A 24150-nucleotide genomic window follows, 5' to 3' on the forward strand; every position below is an offset into this window, starting at 1 on the left:
GAAAATTATTGAATTTCTAAAAGAAAAGGAAATATAAGTAATTGTTTTCGTAATTGCTTGTAAATATGGCTAAATACTGTGTTTAATAGAAAGTAATCGAAAAATAAGTGTCCTGATTTTTCTAATTAAGAAAATTAGGCGAAGACGCTATGCTATATTGTCCTCCTATTTTTTAGAATTAAACAGTTCATAGAAGGGGGGGAGTCCTTGTGTAGAGTCCGCAGTCCATGCCCCGATGGTCATAGGGACATGGACTATTTTCTCTTGGGAGGCGGCTTGGTTTCTTTTCATCGAATGAAAAGTACAATAGGTAAATTGTTATGGCTTAAGCAAGTAAACTTCTCGATAAGCTGATTACTTCAACTTACTCAAAATCTTATTGAACTTACTGCTCTCCTTGATCTCATCAAACATAGGTTCGTTGATCAGTTCTGTCTTGGTCAGGTCAGATAGTTCGATGGACATTTCCAGGTCCTTCAGTGCCTCGCTTTTATTGCCCAGTTTGGCATTGGAGCAGGCACGCTGCCAGTAGGCTAGATAGTATTCCGGATCAATTTCTATGGCCTGATTGGAGAGGGAATTGGCCCATCTGATTTCTCCAATGTCCAGGAGTCCATCTGCCTTATAGGTCAAGGCTTCCACATTATTGGGTACCAATTCCAATATTTGATCGTAAAGGTGGATCTTTTCTTCTATTTTGTCCTCTATGGACACCCTTCTCCAGATACTTTGGATTTGGTTGGTGACGGCCAGTTTTTCCTGGGTTTTCATCAGTTCATTAGTCCGCTTTTTCAGGTCTATTTCTAATTCGGTCAATCGCTTTTCATAGTCGGTAGTAGCCTTATTGATCTTGTCTTCTGTGATTTGTTCCACCCTTCTTTTGATATCACTCAGGGAACGCCAACCGATGACCACCAAAATAGAGGCTGCAATGGTGATGATATAGAATATATTATTGGTGGTGTCCGTGGTGTATTTCATGGCACGGTCAGCACTGTTCAGCTCGGCAGCAGTAATTTTTTCTATGGTTTGCTTTTTAAGATCAGCCTGGTTTTCTCTAAGCGTTTTGAGTTCGTCTAGGATATAGCGCTCAATAAAAGGCTTGAAAAGGGGCTCTTCAAGCTTGTCGGTACTGTCACTTTTTTGTGCCAAGGCATTTAGCTGCAATGACAGCAACAGGAAGAAGGTCAATGACAAGGACCTTAAACAGGTGTTTTCTTTAATCAATAGGGGTACTCTCATAGCGTTGGCAATATTCTATATCGCTGATTAATAATAAATTGAGCTGATCAAAACAGGGTCTGATCAGCTCAATTGGCCGGCGAATATAGTTCAAGAATTTGAGCTTGCCAAAGCTTTGAAGATGAAGCTGCTAATTATTTTTTTTGAAGGGAAAACTGGTAAGCTCCCGAGCCTATTTCCAGGACCACTTGGTCATTTTCTTTTTTGATGCTATGGATGGATTTTATCTTTTCCAAGGCGGTTCCTCCTTCGCTTATGTCTGCTGGGGAATCGACAGGGAAATAGACCTTGGCGGTAGTATTGGCAGGAATATTCAAGTCCACGGAAATCTGTTTCCCTTCTTTCTTCCAGTTACTGCCAATGGTACCGTAATAGGTTTCAAGTTCAGCCTTTACTTCATCGACTGGTTGTTGGACTTTATCCCTTACTTTTTCTGAAAGGATATTGTTGTCCCAATGAGGTTTAATGATAATGGTTTTATATCCGGTTTCACCAGGTTTTTCACTGGAGTTAATGCCTGCCAAAGTCCTGTACATCCAATCCCCAATGGCGCCATAGGCATAATGGTTAAAAGAATTCATGCCCGGGGTCTGGAAGCTGCCGTCGGGCTTTTGTCCATCCCAACGCTCCCAAATGGTGGTGGCCCCTTGAGATACGGGATAAAGCCAGGAAGGATAGCTGGGTTGCATCAATAGGGTAAAGGCAAGGTCATGGTAACCAAACCTGCTCAGCACATGGCACAAGTATGGGGTGCCCAAGAAGCCAGTGGTCAGGTGGTAATTATAGCTTTTGATATTGTTGGCCAATCTTTCTGCAGCCTGTGGTCTAAGGGCTTCCGGGAGCATGTCAAATTGGAGGGCCAGCACATAGGCGGTTTGGGAGCTGGAAACCATTCGGCCATTAGGTGTGACAAATTCCTTCAGAAAGGCCGCTTTGATTTGCTCCAATTGTTGGGAATATTTTTGCACATCTTCCTGCTTGCCCAATACCTCGGCAGTATTGATCAGCAATTGGGTGGAATGGGCAAAGAAACACTGGGCAATCAGGTGCTTGTCGGTTAATGCGGATCTGCCATCATTGTCATCATCTGGTCTATAAAATAGCCAGTCACCAAAGTGGGAACCGGTATTCCAAAGCATGTTTTTACTGTTGTTTTGAATATATGCTACCCAGGATTTCATACTTGGGTATTGCTTTTCCAACACGGCTTTATTGCCATATAGCAAATACATTTCCCATGGAATAATGGTGGAGACATCCGCCCAACCAGCGGAACCTACAGCTGCATCTCCCAGTACATTGGGGATGACATGGGGCACGGCGCCATCTGGGCGCTGGTCGGCAGCTAAGTCCTGCATCCATTTGCTGAAGAAATTGTCCACCTGCATATTATAGGCTGCGGTTCTAAAGAATACCTGTGCATCTCCAGTCCAGCCCAGTCTTTCATCCCGCTGCGGGCAATCGGTGGGTACATCCAAGAAATTGCCTTTTTGTCCCCACTGAATATTATGTTGCAGCTTGTTGAGCTTATCATTGGAGGTCTCAAATGATCCCGTTTTGGCCATGTCGGAATAAAGGGCTACTGCCTTGAAATTGTCCGTATTGATTTCTCCCTCTATGCCTGTGATTTTCACATAGCGGAAGCCTTGCCAGGTAAAGTGGGGCTCAAAATGTTCCTTGCCCTTTCCACTGAGAATATAGGTGTTCTTCTGATCTGCCCCCCTAAGATTGGTTGTATAAAAATTACCTTCCTTATCCAATACCTCCGCATGTTGCAAGGTGATCTTTTCTCCTTTTTGTCCTTCTATATCCACTTCTACAAAGCCTACTAGGTTTTGGCCAAAATCCAGTACTTTTTCTCCTTTTGGCGTGGTGATGAGCTTTACAGCTTGAAAGGTCTCTTGCTTTCTGATGGGCTCATTATAGGTGGCAATAAGGTTGGCATAGCCAAAGTTGGCAGTTTTAGCATTGGGCCATTGGCTATCATCGAAGCCGGTGGTGTTCCAATTTTTCTGGGCTTCTCTGGCGTCAATGGTCTCACCATCATAAATACTGCTGCTTTTGATGGCGCCGGTATTGGATTTCCAGCTGTCATCGGTCCCGAAAGTCTGGCTACTACCATCTGCATAGTGGAGCTCTATCTGCATCAATAGGGCAATATCACTGCCGTAAATATTTTTATTGTCACCCCATGCCAAGGTACCTCTGTACCAACCTGAACCTAATATGGCGCCGATAGCATTGGTGCCAGGTTTAAGCTGCTCGGTAATGTCATAGGTTTGGTACTGCAGTCTTTTATTATAGCTGGTCCAGCCAGGGGTGAAATAGGCATCACCAATACGCTGGCCATTGATATGGGCTTCGTAAATTCCATGGGCTGTGATATAGGCGGTGGCGGAAACCACTTTTTTATCTATTTTGATTTCTTTTCTGAAAATGGGACTTGGCTTTGAGTCTTCAGGTTCTTTATATCCAGGAGTAATCCATTCCGCTTTCCAATCAGATTCCTCCAAAAGGCCCATTTGCCAAGTATGGACTTTTGACCAGGCAGAATTGCCTTTATTGGTGCCTACTTTTACCCGATAATAATAGGTCTTGGAGGAAGCAAGCTTTGGCCCTTTATAAGGGACTTTTACAGATTGGTCAGCGCTGATCCTGCCACTTTTCCAAATGGTATTGCTGTTGAATTTTTTTGGGGAGGTGCTTACCTCAATTTCATAGTGGGTTTGTACAATGTCCCTGGAGGAGCTGGAGATTATCCAAGTAAACTTCGGCTGGGAGGTAGCTATGCCCAAGGGGTTTTCCCTATTTTCTACAAGTAATTTTTCGATTTTTATCTGTTGGGAAAAAACTTGGAGAGAAAAGAAAAATAGACATATACAAAAAATATGTCTGAGAAAAACGGTGTTCATACTTATTGGTTATTTAGGTTAACTATTGTCAAAAAGAACTGAAATAACAGTTGATCAGTTATGAGCAACTGTTGGTCGGATATTTTTATCATACTGGAAAATATAAGCTGTAGCTTATATTACTATCCTGTACTATCGGGGAACATGGTTTAATAAGGACCTAAGCAGTGGTGGGCAAGGAGGAATGGTATTGTTGCCAATAGGGCTTGTTTAGAAATCTGTTTTCCATTTGATAAAAATATTGTCTTTGGGATTGGTTATGCCTGTACACCTTTTTAATTTTTTCTGAATATTGATTTTGTCCATGCCCATTTTGCTCCATTGCATTTTTTATGGTCTCAGCCCCAATGATTCCAGAGTACATGGCGAAGAACATGCCTTGTGAGGATATTGGGTCAAAGGCAAGACAGGCATCTCCTATAGATAACCAATTTTTTCCAATTGGCTGCTCAAGCCTGGATGCACTGGCATCTCTGGCAATGATTTTTTCCAATAATAAATCAGTATCAGTTTCATAGGGAATTAACTGGGCAGCATTGAAAGATAAAAAGAACTGATTGGGGTTTTTCACTTTAAAAGCTATGTCCTTGGGCAATCCATGGAAGACGATTACCCTTGTTCGATCTGGTAAAAGTGCTGTATACCACCAGCCATTGGGAACTGTTTTGATTTTTGTTTGCTGGTCCTGGTCCGATTCTGGTGTTTTGATCCATGCAATGGCGGCAAATTGCGAATGGCTTTGTAGTTGTTTAACACCAAAATGTTTGGCGAGTGAACGTGATCTACCCGTTGCATCGATAAGCCAATGAGCTTTTATCTGTTCGGCTTGCCCTGTTAGTGGACTTTTAATGAATAATCTATGGCCTGTTTTTAGGGATTCGATTTTGCCGAGTTTTGTTGGTAAGAATACTGCCCCCATGGTTTGTGCCTTTTTCAGTAAGGATAGATCGAATTCATTTCTTAAAATATGCCAGCCTCCTCCTTCAGGGTTCCTCATGGCATCAGAATATTGCCAGTGTTCTGATCCCCAAGAAGAAATATTCCCCATACAAGCTTGGAAGCTTTCGTCATCCATCAGCTCATCCAGACCGGAAATGCCCAAGCTGTTCAATAACCTTAAAGCAGCTCCTGGGAGGGATTCTCCGATTCGTCTTTTGGAAAAATCCCTGACATCCATCAGGCAGACCTTCAAATTGTTTTGTCTTAATTTAATAGCCGCAGCAGTGCCGGCTGTACCGGCACCTACTATGGCTACATCAAAATTGTGTTTATCCATTAATTGCCCCGTCTTTTTATGGTCAAAAACTCATTTCGCTGCTCTTCACTGAACCAACCTGCTTCAGCGATAGCTCTGTTTTCAGGTCCGAGTTCGCTGTAGTTTTTCTTGAATACCTTAAGGGCTTCTTTGAGTTCTTTTTCTTTGGTCTCACTGAGGTTTTCCACATAAATATGGTCAGGAAGCCAATCGATATCCTGAGGCTTTTCTTTGGCTTCGATAATGCCCATCTCACCAAAATGCTGTATCATATACATCATTTGTTCCGGCGCAGGATCCTGGGCAGGCAATTGCCTCAGCCAGCTTGGTCGATTATGGAAGGCAGCTATTCTTTCTTCCATCGGCTTGGAACTATCACACAGTGTGTTATAATCCAATTGGGTCAAGACCTGGTTGGGAACCCTCGCAGGCCAAAATGTTGGCAAGTAGGGATCGTACTCCATATCATAGCCCGATCTGCAGAAGGCGGTGTCTCCTTGCCAAGGCAGGGCCATCCACCTGGTAAGGTCTCCAGGGCCCTGTTCGTATAAGGGGCCGCTCATGGACAATACATTGCTGTTGGTCAACATACTGCCATAGCTTGGCTCATCTTTTCCAGCTGCCCTTATTCGGATGCGGTAAGGAGCCCTGTACATAGAGGAATTTCGCATGGGCCAGGTCAGCTCTGCCCCTGGATGAAAAGCATCTGCAAGGCAAAAATGCATGGCCGCTTGGTCCAGCATGTCAGGTTGTTTTTGCAGGTCAATTTCCTCTAAATGGTAATAATGATTGGGCTTTTCCTCAAAATCATCGACAAAATTACCCTCTACCCATTTGCTGAGAATATAATCATACATCTCTGGGAGCTTAAGGTATTTGTTGGGGGAGGGGGCTTTTGAAGGATCCGGATCGGTATATCCAAAGGCATCTCCATAAACCCAAGGCCATGCACCCTCTTCAACAGTCCTGGAATCAGTAGCCCTGAAACTATTATAGATAGTTCTTCTCAATTCCATATAGGGATCAGGATACAGTTGGCTTTCTGGGGCTTTGGCCAATTTTTTTAATAAAGCCTGATCTGAGAAATCCATAGGGGATCCAGCACCAAACATGGCCAGGAATCCTTTGTTTACCCACTGTAGTTTATTCAATCTTTCTAGAATAGGTCTTACCTGATGCTGAAAGGAAATTCTTTCCGGCATCTTCAGCATACCTGATTGAAGGTAGACATTTTGCATCAGGTCATTCATGGTACGCCAGCCTACCAAGTCTGGGGCAAAGTTGGGCGGTCCGGCAATCACCCAGGCCGGGTCAGCTTCGAAATCCTTGCCTCCAATGTTGACTTTAGCATTTACAGGACCATCAGAAATATCATCATACCATCCGGCAGCATTATTGAAACTGTTGGGTTTGGCAGGATTGAAAACGGGTTTGTTGGAAGGACTTGCTGATTTCCCATGGCCAGCCAAGAATAAAAGACGGCCCATTTCATCCGTGCGTAACTCTCCTAGGCTGACAGGGGTCCCTTGGAAATTGCCTGTCATGATATAGCTGGAATCCTTCATATTGATACCCATGATTTTTTTCTCTCCTGGGTCAATGATCAAAGCATCTCTTCCACCACCTGTTACATCCGGGTTTCTTAACGGGACGGTCAGTTGTACCGTGGCAGGAATATCCATGGCGGCATTGAATTCATACCAAGCAGCTTTTTTATTGGCCACATGTACTTGCCATTCAATGCTGGTATTTTCTGATTGCTGGATTTCAGCCACTATATTTCCATTCTTGTCATAGCCGTAGACCCGGAATCTGGCGGCTTGTCTTTTGATCGCGCCGCTTTTATCCCGGGTGCTTCCAAACTTTGTTGGCGCAGGATTGGTCATTTCTGGGCCTATATAATAGTCGGAGGTGCTGTTGCCCACACGGGCCACCCCGATTCCGGGATGAATCCTTACATGGGTTATTTGTTCGATTTGGGTTTGGCTAAGTGCTTTGGGTTTGTCCGGCGCCTTATGGCCTGGAAAGGGACATACCGGATTTTTGATTTTCGGCTTTCCTGGGCTTGATGGCTCTTTTAGACTTTGTTCATTCTTTTCCCTTCTGTAGTTTGCACTGGTTTGGTAAACGCTCATCCTCGCTTCTGCAACGCTGCCCACAGGAGCATTTTCAAGAGGCACCCGACCGACATTGAAAGAGAGCCAGTCTCCATAGATTTCTTGCTCAGACTGAGAAATATCCTGTTTTGGGAAGCTAATGGTAGCTACTTTCTGGGGGATGGCGATTTTTTCATCCCAAACTACAGTGGCTTTGTCCAGTGGAAAATGTTCATCTATATAGCTGCTGCTCATCTCCTCACTGGGTGCTGGTCTTTTTTGTATATATAGGTCCAAGCTGGCTTGTCCAAGAGACATCCTGCCATGGAGGTCTTTGCCTAGAAAATTTGGATCATCCGTGTCAGGTTCTTCAAAAAAAGTAGAACTGCCAGGCCGGACAATATATTTGCAAAATCCTTCTTTGCCCAATTTGAAGGGAACTACACTCCATAGAGAGGTGTCAAAAACCGAACGGATGGGCTTAGCCAGGTCGTTTAACAGTTGGGTCGTTTTGGGAGAATTTTCTTGGATCCATTCATCTCCCCAGCCTTCAAAGGAAGCTTTGGTGAAGCCACACATATCCCTGGCAGTGTCAACAAAGAAATAGGGTACATTTTGGAAGATAAGATCAGCAGTGTTGGCGCCATCGTCCTCGATAAGTTTTTTTCCTGGTATATCGAATAATTTTAATCCTAGCCCTATGGTACTCATCCAGTCAGGCCTTCCATCTGCCAGATCAGAAGAATACCTCGCGTAAACAGGATGTTCCTTGCTTTCTGAAAAGATGCCTTTTTTAAAAGTATCAGGTATGCCCTCCAGAATTTTGATGCTCCCTTTTATGATGCCATGGGTTCTTAAAAATACGGGTCTTCTTGCTGGGCATTGGCCCTCTTCTACCACTCTTCTTTCCTGAGTCATGGTGCAAAACATATGTCTTAAACAGTCGATGGGATCATCACAAGAACAAGTGTGATTGAACTTTTTGCTTTCATTAAAGATGCTTTTCATTGCTTGGTAAATGTTTGGTGATAAAAGAAAAATGCCTAAGAAATCCAGTCTGTTTCTCTGCTGATTATGTAGGGAATGACTGAAATTTGCTTTGTAAATAAATAGCGCGCTTTAAAGAGAAAAGAATGGTAGGATATCCTTGATGTTCAAAAATAAAAGAGCACCTACTGCCTTTCTGTAATACTTTGACCCATAATTTAAACAGTATTATGGTTTGTTATCAAGTAAATATAGGTTAATGCTTTTCTATTGGCAAATTAAATATGGTTCTATGGGGTGTTTATCTATCCGAATAATTGAAGGAATAGCCTAAGGAAAAATAGGCGCGTAGTTTATCGTCATTGGTATTACTGCTTATCCCCACAGTAATAGGTCCTAAAAATGAATTTAAGGAAGCGTCTATGCCATAGCCAAAAAGGAATTCTTCATGGAAGATACTGTCAATTTTCATTTCATTTATGGGAATGTGTTGATGCAAACCGATGATGGATAAACCAGTTCTGATATAAAGGTTTTTTACAGGGGTATATTGGGGAGAAACTCCCAAGGTGAAAAAGTTGGGACTATCCACTTCTGCATAATTATATCCCCATGCACGGGTATCATTGAATTCTACTTTCTGGAATCCTCCAACTTGGAATTCGTTGAATGATTTTTGTCTTGATTCATCGGATATGGTTATTCCTGTGGCAATATTGCTGATAAGCTGAAATTTTGGGTGCAGGGCAGAATACCTGATATGGCTAAAGTATAAGCTTAAGTAGCTGGAAGGTGTGATGTCATCGATTACTTGGTCTAATAGTTCTTTAGGGATTTTTATGGGTTCCCCATCTAAATCAAGGGTTAGGGTGTCGATTCCATTATCCAGTTTGATTTTATAATGGTTGTATAGGTTGAATTTTGTTTCTAGGATTGTTTCTAGTCCTTTGGTAGGGAAGTTTCTGTTATTAAGTGAGTTTTTATTGTAAATAAAACGGATGCCGTAAGAGGAGAAACTACCGGATTTTACTTCAGAGGGAATGGATATGTCGAATTTGGACCTTGAGCGGATCTTTTCATAAAATGCACCAAAGGCAATGCTGCTCTTTAAAGAGTGGGTAGAAAGAATATTGGCATGGACATTCGTGTTTCTATTGATATTGATGTCGGTACTTTTTCCATTTTCATATTCAGGGATCTGTTGTGACAGGTAATCATAGCGAAGATTGAGGGCGTATCTTTTTTTGTTCCCCAGGTATTTGTAATGGTCAATGCGGAACTTTGGGTTTTCTGAAATGTCCGCTATTCCTACTGTTCTTGTTTGTCTTCCGAATAAATCCCTTACAGTAAGGTTGAGCAGGAATCCTGCAGAAAACAGGTTGTCATAATGGAAAGCACTTGAGATAACCGCTTCGGTCTTTTCTTTGGTTTTGATCAATAGTTTGAAATGATCATTGTTTTCAGGGACCAAGCGATAGTCTACCTTTTTGAAGCCATTCATGCCAAAGATTCTTTGGATCCCTTCCCTTAGTTCAGGCCTGCTGACAGTGTCATTAGGGGCTATATCGAGTTTGGAAATGATCAATTGGTCGGAAAAGAGTCTATTGTCTTCAATTTGGATATCAGTGATGATAATGGGCTTTACTTTTAGGCTAATCCCATGGTTGATATCTTTTATGTTTAGGCTATCAGCTAACTGTTTTAGTTTTTGGAAATTGGCTTCGCCGCTTATCTTTCCCAATTGCAATATCTCCTTGTAATTTGAAAAGCTGGAGGTACTATTTCCTTTCAGGTCAGGCTTGATATAGATATCGCAATCATTGATGTTTTGCTGTAGCTTGCTATTGGAAGTGGACATGGCGATTTGCATCAGTATGCTGGAAAATGAACCGAGTTTTTCTGGTGAGAGAAAGCCTTCATCCCCGACATTGACACCAATGATGATTTCGGCGCCCATTTTTTTTGCTTCGTCAACAGGGAAATTGTTCACTACGCCACCGTCCACTACTATGGTGCTGTCCAAGTCAAAAGGAGTGAAGGCAGTTGGGATAGCAAGGCTGCTTCTTATGGCATCGGCCAGGTAGCCGGACTTGAATACGAGATCTTTTCCGTTTCTCAAATCGGTGGCAATACATCTAAAGGGGATGGGGAATTCATCGAATGTTTTATATTGATTGGCTGGCCAAGTATAATAATGTAGGGTTTCAGAAAGCTTTTGGCCTTCTATTAAGCCTGTTGGGACCGTGATTTTTTTGTCGACTATGGGTAACTCAAGCAAGTATCTATTATAATACTCTTTCTCCTCAAAAGCGATATTGTTAAAATTTACCCTGTTAGAGATAATCAAGTCCCAGTTTACTGTATTGATAATGGTTTCGAGCTCATCGGCATTATAGCCAATGGCATAAAGTCCACCTATAACGGCTCCCATACTTGTGCCTACGATATAATCTGGTCGTATTCCAGCCTTTTCCATGGCTTTCAAAACGCCGACATGGGCGATGCCTTTTGCACCACCACCACTAAGTACTAAGCCTATTTTGGGAGGCGCTTTTTGGATTTGGGTTTGGGTTTGCGCATTAAGCAAATTCCCCATCATGGCGATAAGGGATAAGCAAATGATTATGAAACATTTTCTTATTCGAGCCATAAATCCATATTGATTGGAAATACAAAATAAGAAACTTTGGATTATGAATATATAAAACAATGTATTAATTATGTGTTTAGTACAATTAAATCTTGTTTAATTTTAAGTGTTTAGGTTTATTGGTTTGAAAAGACAAAATATAATTTCATAAAATATAACTTGTCATGAGTTTTGAAAAATTTTCCAGGGTTCTGTCGGATATGACAAAATGTCCTGCTATTACAGTGTCTTTTTTTCATGCTCAAAAAAGTACTGACTAATTTTCAGTAATTTTTTTTACTGGTAAAAAACACTAATTTAGTGTTTATACAGATGATAAACTGTTAAAATAGTCTATATTAGCGATAATAACTGTGCCAAACAGCCTGTTTTGGGAAGAAAAAAAAATATAAAATAAAGTTTTTATCAATAAGGGCATCCCCGCACGATGATTGTGGCATAGGTGCTTGTAAAGATTGACAGGGATAGTCCCTGTACAAAATTTAAATAACCTTTCTAATAAAATCATGAAAGTTCTTGTAATCGGTGGAGGCAATATGGGATTGACTTATGCCGAGGCTATTGCCAAATCAAAATTTTTAAAAAATAAGGATCTTATGATCCTTGACAGTGCCAAAGAAAAAACGGAAGAGCTAAAAAAGCGCAGCCACTTTGCGGTTTTTGAAAAGCTTGAAGATTGCGTTCCTCTGGCGGATGTGATTTTTATTGCTGTAAAACCTTATCATGCCAGTTCCTTAATGGAAGATATGAGATCTTTTACTGCAGAAGGTCAGATTTTCATTTCATTAATGGCAGGTGTGTCTATTGAGGCTATTCAAGAGGGCCTTGGTAGAAAGAAAGTGGTGCGTGCCATGCCTAATTTACCTGCTCAAGTAGGAAAAGGCTTGACATCCTTTACTGCTTCAGATGAAGTTTCCCGTTTGGAACTGTCTACAATTGAAAATCTTTTGGATACGACTGGTAGGTCCGTACACTTGGATTCTGAGGCGGATGTAGATGCATCTACTGGTATTTCAGGTAGTGGTCCTGCTTATATTTTCTATTTTATGCAGTCCATGTTGGAAGCTGCATGGAAAATGGGTTTCTCAAAATACGATTCTAGGGTATTGGTAGAGCAAACATTTGCCGGTGCTGTTGAGTTATTTTCTTCATCAGACCTAGATCCTGAGTCTTGGATGGACAGGGTTGCATCCAAAGGCGGAACTACCCGTGCTGCATTGGATTCAATGGAAGATAATAATGTTAAAGAATTAATTAAGGAAGCTGCCTATGCTGCATTTAACCGTGCGGTGGAATTAGGTAAGGAATATAAAAATGCCTAAGATGGAAGAACCAAAAAGAATAGTAATTAAAGTAGGTACCAATGTGATGACCAATAAAGACAACCGTATTGTCAATACGGTGTTGAAAAAGTTGGTGGATCAAATTGCTGCTTTGTATGAGAGAGGAATCATGTCCGTGCTCGTTTCTTCAGGTTCTGTGATCGCAGGAAAGGAAGTCTTGGGAAACAAGGTGGACATCACCGATAAAATCATCCGAAGACAGGTGTTTTCAGCCGTGGGACAACCACGAATGATGCGCCATTATTATAATATTTTCCAAGACTATGGGATGAGATGTGCCCAAGTTTTGGCTACGAAGAGGGATTTTGATCCTGGTAAGCATAGAGAAAATATGATCAATTGCTACGAAGGATTACTCTCTGAAGGTATTATACCTATTGCCAATGAGGATGATGCAGTATCCCTATCCATGTCCACGTTTACGGACAATGATGAATTGGCCAGTCTTGTAGCGGAACTTATCGAAGCAGATATGTTGATATTGCTAACAGACACTGATGGGCTTTATAATGGTCATCCAGATGATGATGATACCCATAGAATTGCTCATGTTGGTACGGATGAAAAAGTAGAACATTTTATCCAGGAGTCCACCAAAGGAGAGGCAGAAGGTAGAGGAGGAATGAAGTCTAAACTGAATGTGGCGAAAGAAGCTGCCCGAAAAAACATACCTACTTATATTGCCAATGGCAATAAAGATAATATGATATTAGATATCGTAGATGGTAAAGAAGTGGGTACCAAGGTTTCCGATGATTAACATACTGAGCTCATTTCCAAAGAATAGTGCTTTGGAGGTGAAATGCTAAAATTAGAATCCTTGAACTAAGAAAAGATAATAAAATGAAGATACTAAGCACAGAAAAAAAGAATAGTGTGTTGGCGTCCATGATCGAGATCATCGACAAAAACCGCGAAAAAATAATTGCTGCCAATAAGGCGGATCTGGATGCTTTTCAAAGAGATGATCAGGCCCTTTTTGATCGGCTAGTAGTGAATGATGCCAAAGTGGATGGTATGATTCAGGCGGTCAAAGAAGTGATGGAGCAGGAAGATCCTGTGGGAAAGGTGATTTCCAAAAGGAAATTGGACAATGGCTTGGAAATAGTCAATCAAACCGCTCCATTCGGGACCATCATGATCATTTATGAATCCCGTCCAGATGTGACCATTGAAGCAGCTGTGCTGGCCTTTAAGGCCAACAGTAAAATTTTGCTCAAAGGTGGAAAAGAAGCCGTTCATTCCAATAAGGCACTGGTGGAATGCTGGCATGAAGCCTTAGAGGAAAATGGATTGGAAAAAAGTTGGATTGAACTGTTTACCTTGAACAGGGAACAAACCCAGGAATTCCTAAGGAATCCATCTGAAAAGCTGGATTTGATTGTTCCTCGAGGAGGTGAACGATTGATCGCTTTTGTAAAAGAGCATGCCCAATGTGCCGTTTTGGTGAGTGGTAGGGGGAATAACTTCGCCTATGTCGCTGAAGATGCAGACTGGGAGCAGGCCAAAAAAGTGATCATCAATGCCAAAACCAATAAAATCTCGGGTTGTAATGCCTTGGATAAGATTTTGGTGGACGAGAAGCTGCCAGATTTTGAGTCCAAGCTTAAGGACCTAGGAAAGTCATTGGCAGACTATAAAGTAGAACTTCTTGCAGAGGAAGCTTTATTGCCAAATATTGAAGGTGCCAAGGAGATTCCTTCAGAAGATGCTTGGTATGAAGAGTTTTTGGCGCTAAAGGCTTTGATAGGAAAAGCCAATGGTGTGGATGAGGTGATTGAAAAAATCAACCAATACAGTGGAGGGCACTCTGCAACCATCCTCACTACTGACAAAGAGAAGGCAGCCAAGTTTATGGAGCAAGTAGATAGCGCAGCTGTTTACCATAACGCTTCCACAAGATTTACCGATGGCGGTCAAATGGGAGTAGGTGCTGAATTGGCCATTAGTACCGATAAATTGCATCACAGAGGTCCTCTAGGTCTTGAGCAATTGGTAACCAATAAATACTATGTATTTGGTAATGGTCAAGTGAGGGACTGATATTCTTTGAGCATTATATTCTGATTAAGAAGTCCTCCGCGTTTTTGCGGAGGACTTTTTTTATGCACTGAATTTTAGGGGTTATGGGTCTTGGTAAATAAGCAATTATATAAGTTGGATGTCAAAATCTATTCAGCCAATCCAATAGTTGTTCGCTGTAAAGGTATTCAAATCGCCTGTCCAATAATTCAAATTCAGGGTTCAATATCAGCATGGTGGGGGGAGCAAATTGCCCCTTTCTGCTCCCTAGTAATAAAGCAAGGTCATGAATGCCTGCTTTCCTCTTTGAGCTTTGACGGTTAATGAATACCTGTCCATCAAAGCGTATGCTATCTTGTGATTCTGCATCCATCCTTACAGCATAATATTCCTTGTTTATCCTTTTGATGACCTCCGTTTTTGTAAAAACCTTTCGGTCCATTTTTTTACAGTAGGAACACCAGTCTGTATAAAAGTCAATAAATACTTTTTTTGGTTTTACCTCCAAAGTGTCCTCTAACTGCTCAAAACTGATCCATTGAATGGATGCTTCTTGGGCAGGGCTTTGGGACCACTGGAAAGTGAATATTAAGGACAATATGAGGGCTTTGATATAATGCATTGATCAATGGAAATTTCCGACTTTTATTGAGAAGAAATAGGTTCTTGGTCTTGAGGGGCCATAGATATAATTGGAGTCCCTCAATGCGCCGCTGTCAAAATCCTTTTGATAACTGTTGAAAAGGTTTTGTACCCCTGTGCTCAATTCAAGGTGGAAATCCTTCATCAGATCAAAGTGGTAAGCAAATTTTATATTGGTATCCATAAAGGGGTTGCTGTCCACCAAGTCCATGTATCCAGAATCGCTGATGACATGAGGGACAATCATGGAACCAGTATAAGTTCCAGTCAGGTCAAGGGCCAAGTGCTCCGTGATGGACCAGTTGGAGGCAAGGTAGCCATAGATATTCGGTGAGCGAACAAAGTTTTTGATGACTACGGCTGGTTCATTTTCATTGCCTTCCTCAGGCTCAAATAGGACTTGGCCATCTCTGTAGATGGAATGTTGTAAGGTTCCACCAGCTTGGAAAAGTAGGTCAGCTGATGGGGAAATGCTTAATTCTAAATTACTTCCCTGAACATAAGCTCCGGTGCCGTTTCTTACTTCATGGAGGATAGAACCATTGGGAAGGCTAGAGCCCGTGCTTACCGTGGTGAAGGGTCTTTTAAGGTTGGTGTGAAACCCTTCGGCGAGGAAGCTGAGCTGTGTGTCTCCCAGGTTATTGCTATAGTTGAAGGATAGGGTATAGGCATCAGAAAGTTCGGTCTCCAAATCATCAGAAAGAATAACAAAACTTGGTTCACCGCCGACTAAAGAGATATGAAGGTCTTCATTGAAAGCTTGTGGAGCACGGAAACCTCGGGCATAACCTGTTCTAAACTGGAGGTTCTCATGGATATCGTAAAGGATATTGAATCGCGGGCTGAATACGCTTGTGTTGATTTTAGAACTTCTATTAATATCACCAATTCCGTATAGTCCATCTACCATGGTATGATCAAACCTACCTCCTCCGAGTACAGTCAGTTTAGTGCTGGGGCGCCATTCGTATTGGCCATAAAATCCAAGTGATTGTACACTTTGGTCTACCAATCTTTGGTAACCGGCAATTACATCCTCTACAGTGCTTAGTTGGTATTCTGTTCCTAGGATCAAGGCATCATTGTCGCTGAAACTTCTTGAAAACTGTGCTCCTGAAACCAAAGACAGGTCTTCTGTTTTGCCATAGGCGTTGGCAGCCATAACACTGTCTGCTGCTGTTCTTCCTCCTCCGAGTCCGCCGTAATAACTGTCTCTTTGGGTGGTTTGGCCAGAAATATAGGTGGAGAACTTGTTCTTCCTGTCCTTGCTAAACAATTCATAGGTTAGTCCTCCGATAATGGTATTATGGTCTAGCTGTTCCGTGATATCCGTAAAGTGTGGTGCCAGGTCCAATTGATCTCCTCCTCTTCGATACTCTTTGATAGCACTAAAGTCCAGGGTGATTTTACTTAGCTCTGTGGGCTTAATAAATGACTTTAAGCCGAAAGTGTTGTTCTCCAAAGAGGTTATTTCAGTGAAACCATCTCCGTTAGCATCGTAGCTGTCCCTGTTTCGGAACATCCCATAAAAAGTAACCCCCGTTTTGAGGTCTTCACTGGTAAAAGAACCATTGAAGTTGAGCATATTGTCCGGGCTTTCTCCTCCCACCAAGGCGCTATTGGTGCTGATTTGCCAAGTGTCTTCTACAGGTTCTTTAGTGATGATATTGATGGTTCCAGCAATGGCATTAGATCCGTAAAGGGCAGAGCCACCTCCTCTTACTACCTCTACACGTTCTATAATATTAGTGGGGATTTGATCTAGGCCATAAACACTGTTCAAGGCACTGAATACAGGTCGGCTATTGATAAGGATTTGGGAGTATGCTCCTTGAAGGCCATTTAAACGGACTTGGGTGAAACCACAGTTTTGACAGTTGGTTTCTACTCTTACTCCTGGTTGGTAATTAAGCCCATCAGATAGGGCCAATGATTGGGTAGCATTGAAGATCTTTGAACTCAATACATTAACTACCACTGGAGCTTCTTTTCTGTCCAGTTCGTACCGAGTGGCACTGATCACCACCTCGTTGAGGTTAAGCTTGTCTTCTTTCAATTCAATTTTTAGGTGGGTTGTTTTTCCAGCCTGAATAATTACTTTTTTCTGTGCAGATTGATAACCAACCAACTTTACTTTGATTTCAGCTTCCCCTATAGGGATTTTATTGATTTCAAATTCTCCATTGGCACTGGTCATGGCTCCTAGATGTGTTCCCATTACCTGAACGGCAGCATAAACGGGGTCATCAGTATCTACACTGATAATGCCAGAAAGCTTACCACCTTCCTGTGCTAAAGCAGGAAGAGAAAATAAGAAAAGAAGAATTGTGAGGCTAACTGAGTTCAGTGTCATGCTATTTTGTTTTACTAAATTATTTATTCTGATACACGAAATTAAATATTAAATGAGTAGAAAAAAAATATTAGGTAAGTCTAAAATAAAATTGTGGTTTATTTTTAAACTAGGGTAAGTAGTTCAGGGTCTTAAGTAAAAGGATTGAGAATTGGCCTGAGAAAGAGCGTCTGATGTTCAAATGGGCCTTAGAAGAATAAATGGTCCATATATTCTACAATTAAGCTGATTTTTATTGGAGGCATTTTGTAGGTTGAAAATACCATTCATCGAGGAATAGGGGAGATTAAATTATTTTTATTGGTACGGGATTATTGAAGGATTAATTTTGATTTTAGATAGGCCAAAAAATGGTCCGTCAGTTAATTTTATACATTTTGTAATGAAAAAATTTAACATTTTGCTGGCAATTCTGTGTATGAACTTGTTTGCAGCGAATGCCCAATCCTCCAATGATGGTGGAGCAGTAAAAGGAAAAAAAGAGCTACGATTTAACTTGAATCAAGATGGTAGTCATTATGTGAAAGGGACTTTTTTGGTGCAGACTTGGCTGAGATATACCCAGGCTAATCCTGGCACGGAGGTTTTTGGAACGGCAGATGATCATATTCTGGATATAGGCTTAAGGAGGACCAGGCTTCAGCTTTTTGGACAATTGACAGATAGGGTGTTTTTTTATACGCAGTTTGGACAAAATAACCTGTCCTACAAGTCACCAAGGAAACAGGGGTTGTTTTTTCATGATGCATTGGGCGAATACAAAGTCGTAAATGAAAAGCTTTCCATAGGAAGTGGATTGACTGGCTGGAATGGTGTTTCCAGATTTTCTTCGCCCTCTATTGGTTCATTACTTACTTTGGATGCGCCTTTATTCCAGCAGGCTACCAATGATGTCAATGATCAGTTTATTAGGAAGTTCAGTGTTTATGCAAAGGGCCAGTTCGGAAAATTGGATTATCGATTGGCTGTTTCAAAGCCCATGGCTATTCAAAACTCTACTGTTCAAGGTAGTGAATTGAGAGAAAATGCCACTTTTTCTTCAGAGCCTAGTTATGCTCAGGTTCATGGATACTTTAAATACATGTTTTTGGATAAAGAATCCAATACAAGCCCTTACCATGCTGGTTCCTATTTAGGGTCGAAAAACGTATTTAATATAGGAGCAGGATTTATGACCCAAAAAGATGCCATGTGGCATGAAGCGGAAAACGGGGTGGATACGGTTAGGACAAATTTGTCCTTATTAGCCGTGGATGTGTTTTATGATAAACCATTAAATCCAACTAAGGGAAATGCGATCACTGCTTATGTTTCTTTTAGCTCCAATGACTATGGGAAGAATTATATCCGGAATATTGGGGCAATGAATCCAGCGACTGGCACCAATGCTGAAGGAAGCTATAATGGAGCAGGAAATGCTTTCCCTACTATTGGGACAGGTAATACTTTTTACGGACAGTTTGCTTATTTGTTTGAAAGGGACTTGCTAGGAGGGGCTGGTACTTTGCAGCCTTATATCTCCAGTCAGTATTCCGATTTTGACCTGTTTTCTGATCCCATGGTAATGTATGACGGAGGTGTGAATTGGTTGATTAATGGAAACAAGGCAAAGCTTTCCTTGAACTATCAAAGTCGCCCAATTTTTACAATGAACACTGCGGGTGAATATATTAGTAGTGATAGAAAAGGAATGATGGTGATACAGTTTCAAGTAGCTATATAAGAACCAGTGTTTTTAAGAAACAAAATGTCCTGAAGGCCCATACGCTCTTCAGGACGCTTTGTTTAAAGTTTAAAGGCTTTGATTATTCCAATGTTTAGTCTATTGCTATGATGGATCTGGTTGCCGTTTAAATTTTGATAAAGCGGGTTTTGCCAAAGAAAACTCAAGGTCCAGTCTTTTCTGTTGACGTCCAGTCCCACTTGGGCAAAAAGGACATTGCCCCCTGTAAGGTTCTGTTGTTCCTTTTCCCAAGTATCCTTGTTCGCTTGTTCATAATAGCCACCGATATTTGGAACCAATAAAAAGTCTTTCATGATAGAAATCTGGTGGAAGCCAATCAGGTTGGCATTTAGGCTATTCCCAAATTGATAGTTTTGGGCTCCCTCGGATGATTTTTTATAGCTAAATCCAGCATTTAGACCTGTTTTGATATAGAATAATTGGTAGTTGATCCTTGCGATATAACTCCATGAACCGGTCTCCGGCTGGATAATGGGGTCAATCAAAGTCCCATTATTGGCTACTCTTTTTGATTGCCCGCTAGGAGCGGAAATAGCCATACCAGGACGGAAAGTATGACGGGCTTTTGTATTATAAACATAAAGGATACGGTCTACAGCAAGCGTAAGGTCTCCCCAGCCATGGACTGAAATAGTGGTGTCCTGAACGGGATTGGGAAGCTCAAGCATTTTCTCATAGTGCACCTTATTGGATTCGTAAGGCAATAAGAAGGTGAAATTCCATTTGTTTTTGAACATAAAATTCCCTCTTAACTCTACTGTTTGGTAAGTCTCCCAGTCTTGGTCTGTTTTGTTGACATAAAGGCCAGCACCTTCCGGTTCATGCATGACGATCATATCCTGATTGAGCTGGTCAAATCCCACGACCTTAGCATTTGGACTATATTTAGCAGTAGCCCCGTTTTGAAAAGCATTGGCCAAGTAGCTGTTGGCAACGGGAGGCGGTGAGGTATAACCATACTGGTCATAGCTTCCAAAGGATCTATGCCTGTAAAATAGGCCAATATAACTTCTGTTGTTTAGCAAACTATATTCAAAGAAATTACAACTGTCACAAGCTTTGGCTTCCTTTGAAAAAAGAGGCAAAGCTATTATAAACAGTAATAGAAGCGTATGTTTTTTCATGTTTTGGTGCTTACTTTTGGTAAGCTTTATTATTAATGAATTTGTAATCAGTCAGGGTTTCCAAAAAGGCAAGCAAATCAGCTCTTTCGTCCGCATTTAATTGGATTCCCATTTTCAGTTCTGGAGCAAGGCTTTCATTTACTTTTATGCCATGCTCATAATGGTTCAGCACTTCTTCCAGGTCGACAAAGCGTCCATCATGCATATAAGGAGCAGTCAAAGCGATATTCCTTAGACTTGGGGTTTTAAATGCTCCTTTGTCCTTCTCATCAAAGGAAATCCTGTATCGACCAAGGTAAATGCCCTCAAGTTCTGTCGGATTAGGATAGCTAATGTCAAGTCCGTTATTATGGTATTCCAAGTCGGTAAAAAGCCCTTCTGTATGACAGCTGCTGCAATGCTTTTGATAGAGTTGATAACCCCGGATTTCCGAACTATCGAATATTGCTTCTTTCCGTTTCCATTGATCATATTTGCTGTCCTGAGAAATCAATGAACGCACAAACTGGGCTAGGGCTCTACCGATCAGGGAACTGGTGATGCTATCTGTTTCAAAAGCAGCTTCGAACATTTCCGTATATTGGGCACTGCCATTGAGGTAGTGAATAATTTCCTTTAGATCTGCGGCCATTTCATCAGGATGGGTGAGCGGGCCAAAAACCAATGATTCTAAGTTGGCCGCTCCGCCGTCCCAGAATAGCCCCTTATGCCAGGCCAAATTAAATAGGGGAGGAGAATTCCGGTGAAGCTTTTTCCCTGAAACTCCCTGATCTGAAAGTGCCAACCCATCTGAAAAGGCTAGGTCTGGAGCATGACAAGTGGCACAGGATACTTCACCGTTTTGCGAAAGTGTCGGCTCATAAAAAAGTGTTTTTCCCAAAAGTATTCCTTCCTTGCTCATTGGGTTTCTTTCCAATTGCGGGAAGGTTTCTTGCTGTAATGAAGAGGCAAGGACAGGAGTAAAGAACTCAGGTCCTTGCCTTTCATTTGGGGATGGATTGTCCAGGCAGGAACTTAATGGTACCAATGCAATGAACAATAAGTGATTTATGTTTTTTATGATATTCACTTTCTGTCTGAAATGGAATTATTTTAAACTGAATAGCCCTTCCTTATAGTTATTGGCAATCTGAATGGCTACATCTCCACCCATGATGCTGGTGTTTTCCAGTTCATGAATTTTGATGGAATTTGGATTGATAAACAATTCGCTTAATTCGGCTTCCAAATCCAGGTTTATACTGGCATTGCTTCCTAGGTTTTTGCCTTTTGCCTCAAGATTGATGCTGATAGCCTTGAAGTTTTGCTCATTTTCAGGGTTATTATTGCCGATATGAACGATTAAACCTGAACGGTCACTGGACTGGTATTCCCATACTCCTTCCAATACCAAAAATTTGTATCCTGTATTCCAGTTCCAAACCATGTCATTGTTCGGATCCAGGTCACCAACTTGATCGGTGGAAAGGTTTCTGGCTTTGTCTATGCCTATAAAAAAGGTCAATTTATCATATTCAGCTGTGGGAAGGGTTACACTAAACTCCTTTTTGCCAGCTTGGTCAATCAGGAAATACCCATCTTCAATTTTGTATGCAGCATCATTCTGGCTGTTTTCAAATGTGATGTTGGAGATATAGTATTTGAATTTCCTTGGAATAAAGCTTTCTCCGGCTGGAAGCGTGTAGGTTTGATTTTTCAATTCAATCTCCTCTCCATTAAAGAGATGAGTAAATGAAAAATTCACTTCTGTTTCAGCTGGAATTCGGTCTTTGTCATCGTTTTGACAAGCTGTAAATCCGATGATGGACAATAATAGTATGGCTAATTTTTTCATTTTAATGTCTTATTTAAAAGGGTCCGAGAATTTCGGGTTGGTAATAAATTTTTCGTCTGTAAGGGTGTGGAGAAAGGCGATGATGGCCTCTTTTTCACTGTCAGAAAGATGGAGCTTTATATCTTCTCCTGGCTTGATTGGTTCATTGCTGGCCTCAAGGATAAGGATATCTAGATTGCTGTTCATCTGTATGTGCTCATTATAATGATCGAGCACTTGCTCCAGTGTTTCAAAGCGCCCATCGTGCATATAAGGCGCCGTTAGCGCTATATTTCTAAGGGTTGGGGCTTTGAATTTTCCTCTATCGGTATCCTTTCCTGTGACTGATGCCAGTCCTTGATTTAGATGCTCATCCATATCCAGGCCGTTATTGTGAAATCCAAGAAATCCATTGCGATCACCAGAGGTCAGGAACCCCAGATGACAGTCGCCACAGTTACCTCCTCTTATCTGAAGGGAAGGATCAGGATGGGTAAAGAAGAGTTCCATTCCCGCTTGTTCTGTGGGACTAAGCGCTATCTCGCCCTTTATCCATTGATCAAATTTGGAATCGCCTGAAATTAGCGTTCTCATAAATTGAGCGATGGCTTTACCAATAAATTCAGGACGGATTTGATCCGTTTCAAAGGCTGTTTTAAAGCGCTCAGGATAGTCTTGGTCAGCCTGAAGTCTAGCGACAGCTTCACCGATTTCCAAGTTCATTTCACGAATGTCTGAGATGGGTTCCAAAGCTTGTTCTTCTAGCGTCTTGGCCCTGCCATCCCAAAAGAACCGTGAGGTCCAGTGGAGGTTGGCCAGTGACATGGAGTTTTTGTCTCCCATTTTTCCATTCACCCCTTCGCTAAACTGTAGCCCATCAGTAAAGGCTTTGGACTGTTGGTGACAGGAGGCACAAGAGACAGTGCCATCTGCTGATAGTTGTTTATCATAAAACAACATTCTCCCAAGCTCCACACCTTTTTCTGTCAATGGGTTATCGGCAGGCATGGGGATATTATTTGGGAAGTATTCTGGATGCTGTAATGTTAGTGCAGGGTTTTGTGGCGTAGGTTCTTCAGGGGAAGAATCGTCACAGGCCCATAACATTGCACACACAGATAACCATCCAAGGAAATGAAGGATAGTGTACCGCATATACATAGGATACAATTGACCTAAACATTAAGCTTAAGCCTGTTAATAAATTGATTGTAATGCTCTAAATAAGATCACCGTTTTGTAGCAACTGAGTGACTGAAAAGATCCCAGTTTGGCTTAATATTTCCTACAAAATTGTAGAGGATAGCCTTCAATCTCAGTGCTTGTGATCGGATATTTAGAGGAATGAGGTAACAAATTATGTCAATAAAAGGATATTAAAGCCTCAACAAGTCAAGGAGTAAAATATCATAGTTTAACTATTGATTCTGTTACCTAAGAAATATTAGGCAATACCTTTTGGGGGATGAAAAATGTCTTTGGTCAGGAAGTTTACATTACTTTCCTGATAGGCTGATTTTGCCTTAAAATTAATCAATTGCGCTTTATTGAAAGCGATAAAGTTGTCATGAATGATGTAAATCCCAAAGTCACGGCTAAAATCTATTGCTCCGGGTTGCTGTTCTTTTTGTTCTTGTGCGGCTTTAAGCTTTTCAGCCAAAAAGCATTTTCCGTCACAATTCATTTCAGGTCTTTCCTTATTGACACAGAAATTCTCAGTTATATATTCCTTGTTAATGGCGTAATCCATTTGGATCACCGAAAAGATCATGCTGTTGAGCACAATGACCATAGAAAGCCATATATGGAACAAGGTGTTTACCATTTGTGCGCAAATATAGATAAAAGCAGCTTACACTAATCAGAATTATAATTCTTTTTGTTTTGCGAAGGTGTAAGAAAAATAGGCCCAAACCAGTTTGATGATTCAGGCCCTAGTGCTGGGGTTTTAAATTATTAAGTGTAAT

At 41.4% G+C, this 24150-nt stretch carries 16 protein-coding genes; 4 read left to right on the plus strand and 12 right to left on the minus strand.

Going from position 1 to position 24150, the window contains the following annotated elements:
* Positions 1-354: 354 nt before the first annotated feature.
* The 5 genes from H7U17_RS04495 to H7U17_RS04515 form a co-directional block, all read right to left on the minus strand.
* Positions 355-1242 carry a tetratricopeptide repeat protein gene (locus H7U17_RS04495; protein WP_186755304.1) on the minus strand — a complete coding sequence of 296 codons (888 nt, stop codon included), beginning with the start codon at positions 1240-1242 and terminating at the stop codon, positions 355-357.
* A gap of 134 nt (positions 1243-1376) precedes the next feature.
* Entirely contained in the window at positions 1377-4154 is a 2778-nt protein-coding gene (locus H7U17_RS04500; RefSeq protein WP_186755306.1) for an alpha-L-rhamnosidase, read from the minus strand.
* Positions 4155-4314: 160 nt separating this feature from the next.
* Entirely contained in the window at positions 4315-5430 is a 1116-nt protein-coding gene (locus H7U17_RS04505; protein ID WP_186755308.1) for an NAD(P)/FAD-dependent oxidoreductase, read from the minus strand.
* Positions 5430-8513, minus strand: a complete 3084-nt coding sequence (locus H7U17_RS04510; protein WP_186755310.1) for a LodA/GoxA family CTQ-dependent oxidase — start codon at positions 8511-8513, stop codon at positions 5430-5432. The genes H7U17_RS04505 and H7U17_RS04510 overlap by 1 nt, the downstream gene beginning before the upstream one ends.
* Positions 8514-8793: 280 nt before the next feature.
* Positions 8794-11091: a patatin-like phospholipase family protein gene (locus tag H7U17_RS04515; RefSeq protein WP_230981263.1), complete on the minus strand. Its 2298-nt coding sequence runs from the start codon at positions 11089-11091 to the stop codon at positions 8794-8796.
* Between the two features lie 557 nt (positions 11092-11648).
* On the opposite strand from H7U17_RS04515, the gene proC reads away from it, so the two are divergent.
* From proC to H7U17_RS04530, 3 genes are all read left to right on the plus strand, one after another.
* Positions 11649-12464 carry a pyrroline-5-carboxylate reductase gene (gene proC / locus H7U17_RS04520; protein WP_186755315.1) on the plus strand — a complete coding sequence of 272 codons (816 nt, stop codon included), beginning with the start codon at positions 11649-11651 and terminating at the stop codon, positions 12462-12464.
* A gap of 1 nt (position 12465) precedes the next feature.
* A complete protein-coding gene (gene proB, locus H7U17_RS04525) occupies positions 12466-13245 on the plus strand; it encodes a glutamate 5-kinase (RefSeq protein WP_186755317.1) in 780 nt (259 codons plus the stop codon).
* 83 nt (positions 13246-13328) lie between these two features.
* Positions 13329-14528 (plus strand): glutamate-5-semialdehyde dehydrogenase, encoded by a 1200-nt coding sequence (locus H7U17_RS04530; protein WP_186755319.1) that lies wholly within the window; start codon positions 13329-13331, stop codon positions 14526-14528.
* A 121-nt stretch (positions 14529-14649) separates the two neighbouring features.
* Here H7U17_RS04530 and H7U17_RS04535 read toward each other — a convergent pair whose 3' ends face one another.
* A complete protein-coding gene (locus H7U17_RS04535; RefSeq protein WP_186755321.1) occupies positions 14650-15129 on the minus strand; it encodes a thioredoxin family protein in 480 nt (159 codons plus the stop codon).
* A gap of 3 nt (positions 15130-15132) precedes the next feature.
* Positions 15133-17502 carry a TonB-dependent receptor gene (locus H7U17_RS04540; protein ID WP_186755322.1) on the minus strand — a complete coding sequence of 790 codons (2370 nt, stop codon included), beginning with the start codon at positions 17500-17502 and terminating at the stop codon, positions 15133-15135.
* A gap of 382 nt (positions 17503-17884) precedes the next feature.
* Here H7U17_RS04540 and H7U17_RS04545 point away from each other — a divergent pair, with 382 nt between their 5' ends.
* The gene (locus H7U17_RS04545; RefSeq protein WP_230981264.1) at positions 17885-19225 is read left to right on the plus strand and encodes a hypothetical protein; all 1341 of its coding nucleotides are present in this window, start codon (positions 17885-17887) and stop codon (positions 19223-19225) included.
* A 62-nt stretch (positions 19226-19287) separates the two neighbouring features.
* On the opposite strand, the gene H7U17_RS04550 is transcribed toward H7U17_RS04545, so the two are convergent.
* The 5 genes from H7U17_RS04550 to H7U17_RS04570 all read right to left on the minus strand — a co-directional run bounded on the left by H7U17_RS04550 (position 19288) and on the right by H7U17_RS04570 (position 24008).
* Positions 19288-20370, minus strand: a complete 1083-nt coding sequence (locus H7U17_RS04550) for a hypothetical protein (RefSeq protein WP_186755324.1) — start codon at positions 20368-20370, stop codon at positions 19288-19290.
* Between the two features lie 10 nt (positions 20371-20380).
* Positions 20381-21439: a cytochrome-c peroxidase gene (locus tag H7U17_RS04555; protein ID WP_317172686.1), complete on the minus strand. Its 1059-nt coding sequence runs from the start codon at positions 21437-21439 to the stop codon at positions 20381-20383.
* A gap of 18 nt (positions 21440-21457) precedes the next feature.
* A complete protein-coding gene (locus H7U17_RS04560) occupies positions 21458-22204 on the minus strand; it encodes an MbnP family protein (protein WP_186755326.1) in 747 nt (248 codons plus the stop codon).
* A 9-nt stretch (positions 22205-22213) separates the two neighbouring features.
* Complete coding sequence (locus tag H7U17_RS04565; RefSeq protein ID WP_230981265.1) at positions 22214-23290, minus strand: cytochrome-c peroxidase; 1077 nt, start codon at positions 23288-23290, stop codon at positions 22214-22216.
* A 337-nt stretch (positions 23291-23627) separates the two neighbouring features.
* Positions 23628-24008: a hypothetical protein gene (locus H7U17_RS04570; protein ID WP_186755330.1), complete on the minus strand. Its 381-nt coding sequence runs from the start codon at positions 24006-24008 to the stop codon at positions 23628-23630.
* Positions 24009-24150: the final 142 nt, after the last annotated feature.

It is taken from the genome of Echinicola salinicaeni (assembly GCF_014280965.1).
GTDB classification, from domain to species: Bacteria; Bacteroidota; Bacteroidia; order Cytophagales; family Cyclobacteriaceae; genus Echinicola; species Echinicola salinicaeni.

What these genes read in the sequence shown, in the direction of transcription:
- H7U17_RS04495 (WP_186755304.1), bottom strand. Translation starts at nt 1,242, where the DNA reads ATGAGAGTACCCCTATTGATTAAAGAAAACACCTGTTTAAGGTCCTTG.
- H7U17_RS04500 (WP_186755306.1), bottom strand. Translation starts at nt 4,154, where the DNA reads ATGAACACCGTTTTTCTCAGACATATTTTTTGTATATGTCTATTTTTC.
- H7U17_RS04505 (WP_186755308.1), bottom strand. Translation starts at nt 5,430, where the DNA reads ATGGATAAACACAATTTTGATGTAGCCATAGTAGGTGCCGGTACAGCC.
- H7U17_RS04510 (WP_186755310.1), bottom strand. Translation starts at nt 8,513, where the DNA reads ATGAAAAGCATCTTTAATGAAAGCAAAAAGTTCAATCACACTTGTTCT.
- H7U17_RS04515 (WP_230981263.1), bottom strand. Translation starts at nt 11,091, where the DNA reads ATGATGGGGAATTTGCTTAATGCGCAAACCCAAACCCAAATCCAAAAA.
- proC (WP_186755315.1), top strand. Translation starts at nt 11,649, where the DNA reads ATGAAAGTTCTTGTAATCGGTGGAGGCAATATGGGATTGACTTATGCC.
- proB (WP_186755317.1), top strand. Translation starts at nt 12,466, where the DNA reads ATGGAAGAACCAAAAAGAATAGTAATTAAAGTAGGTACCAATGTGATG.
- H7U17_RS04530 (WP_186755319.1), top strand. Translation starts at nt 13,329, where the DNA reads ATGAAGATACTAAGCACAGAAAAAAAGAATAGTGTGTTGGCGTCCATG.
- H7U17_RS04535 (WP_186755321.1), bottom strand. Translation starts at nt 15,129, where the DNA reads ATGCATTATATCAAAGCCCTCATATTGTCCTTAATATTCACTTTCCAG.
- H7U17_RS04540 (WP_186755322.1), bottom strand. Translation starts at nt 17,502, where the DNA reads ATGACACTGAACTCAGTTAGCCTCACAATTCTTCTTTTCTTATTTTCT.
- H7U17_RS04545 (WP_230981264.1), top strand. Translation starts at nt 17,885, where the DNA reads ATGAAAAAATTTAACATTTTGCTGGCAATTCTGTGTATGAACTTGTTT.
- H7U17_RS04550 (WP_186755324.1), bottom strand. Translation starts at nt 20,370, where the DNA reads ATGAAAAAACATACGCTTCTATTACTGTTTATAATAGCTTTGCCTCTT.
- H7U17_RS04560 (WP_186755326.1), bottom strand. Translation starts at nt 22,204, where the DNA reads ATGAAAAAATTAGCCATACTATTATTGTCCATCATCGGATTTACAGCT.
- H7U17_RS04565 (WP_230981265.1), bottom strand. Translation starts at nt 23,290, where the DNA reads ATGTTATGGGCCTGTGACGATTCTTCCCCTGAAGAACCTACGCCACAA.
- H7U17_RS04570 (WP_186755330.1), bottom strand. Translation starts at nt 24,008, where the DNA reads ATGGTAAACACCTTGTTCCATATATGGCTTTCTATGGTCATTGTGCTC.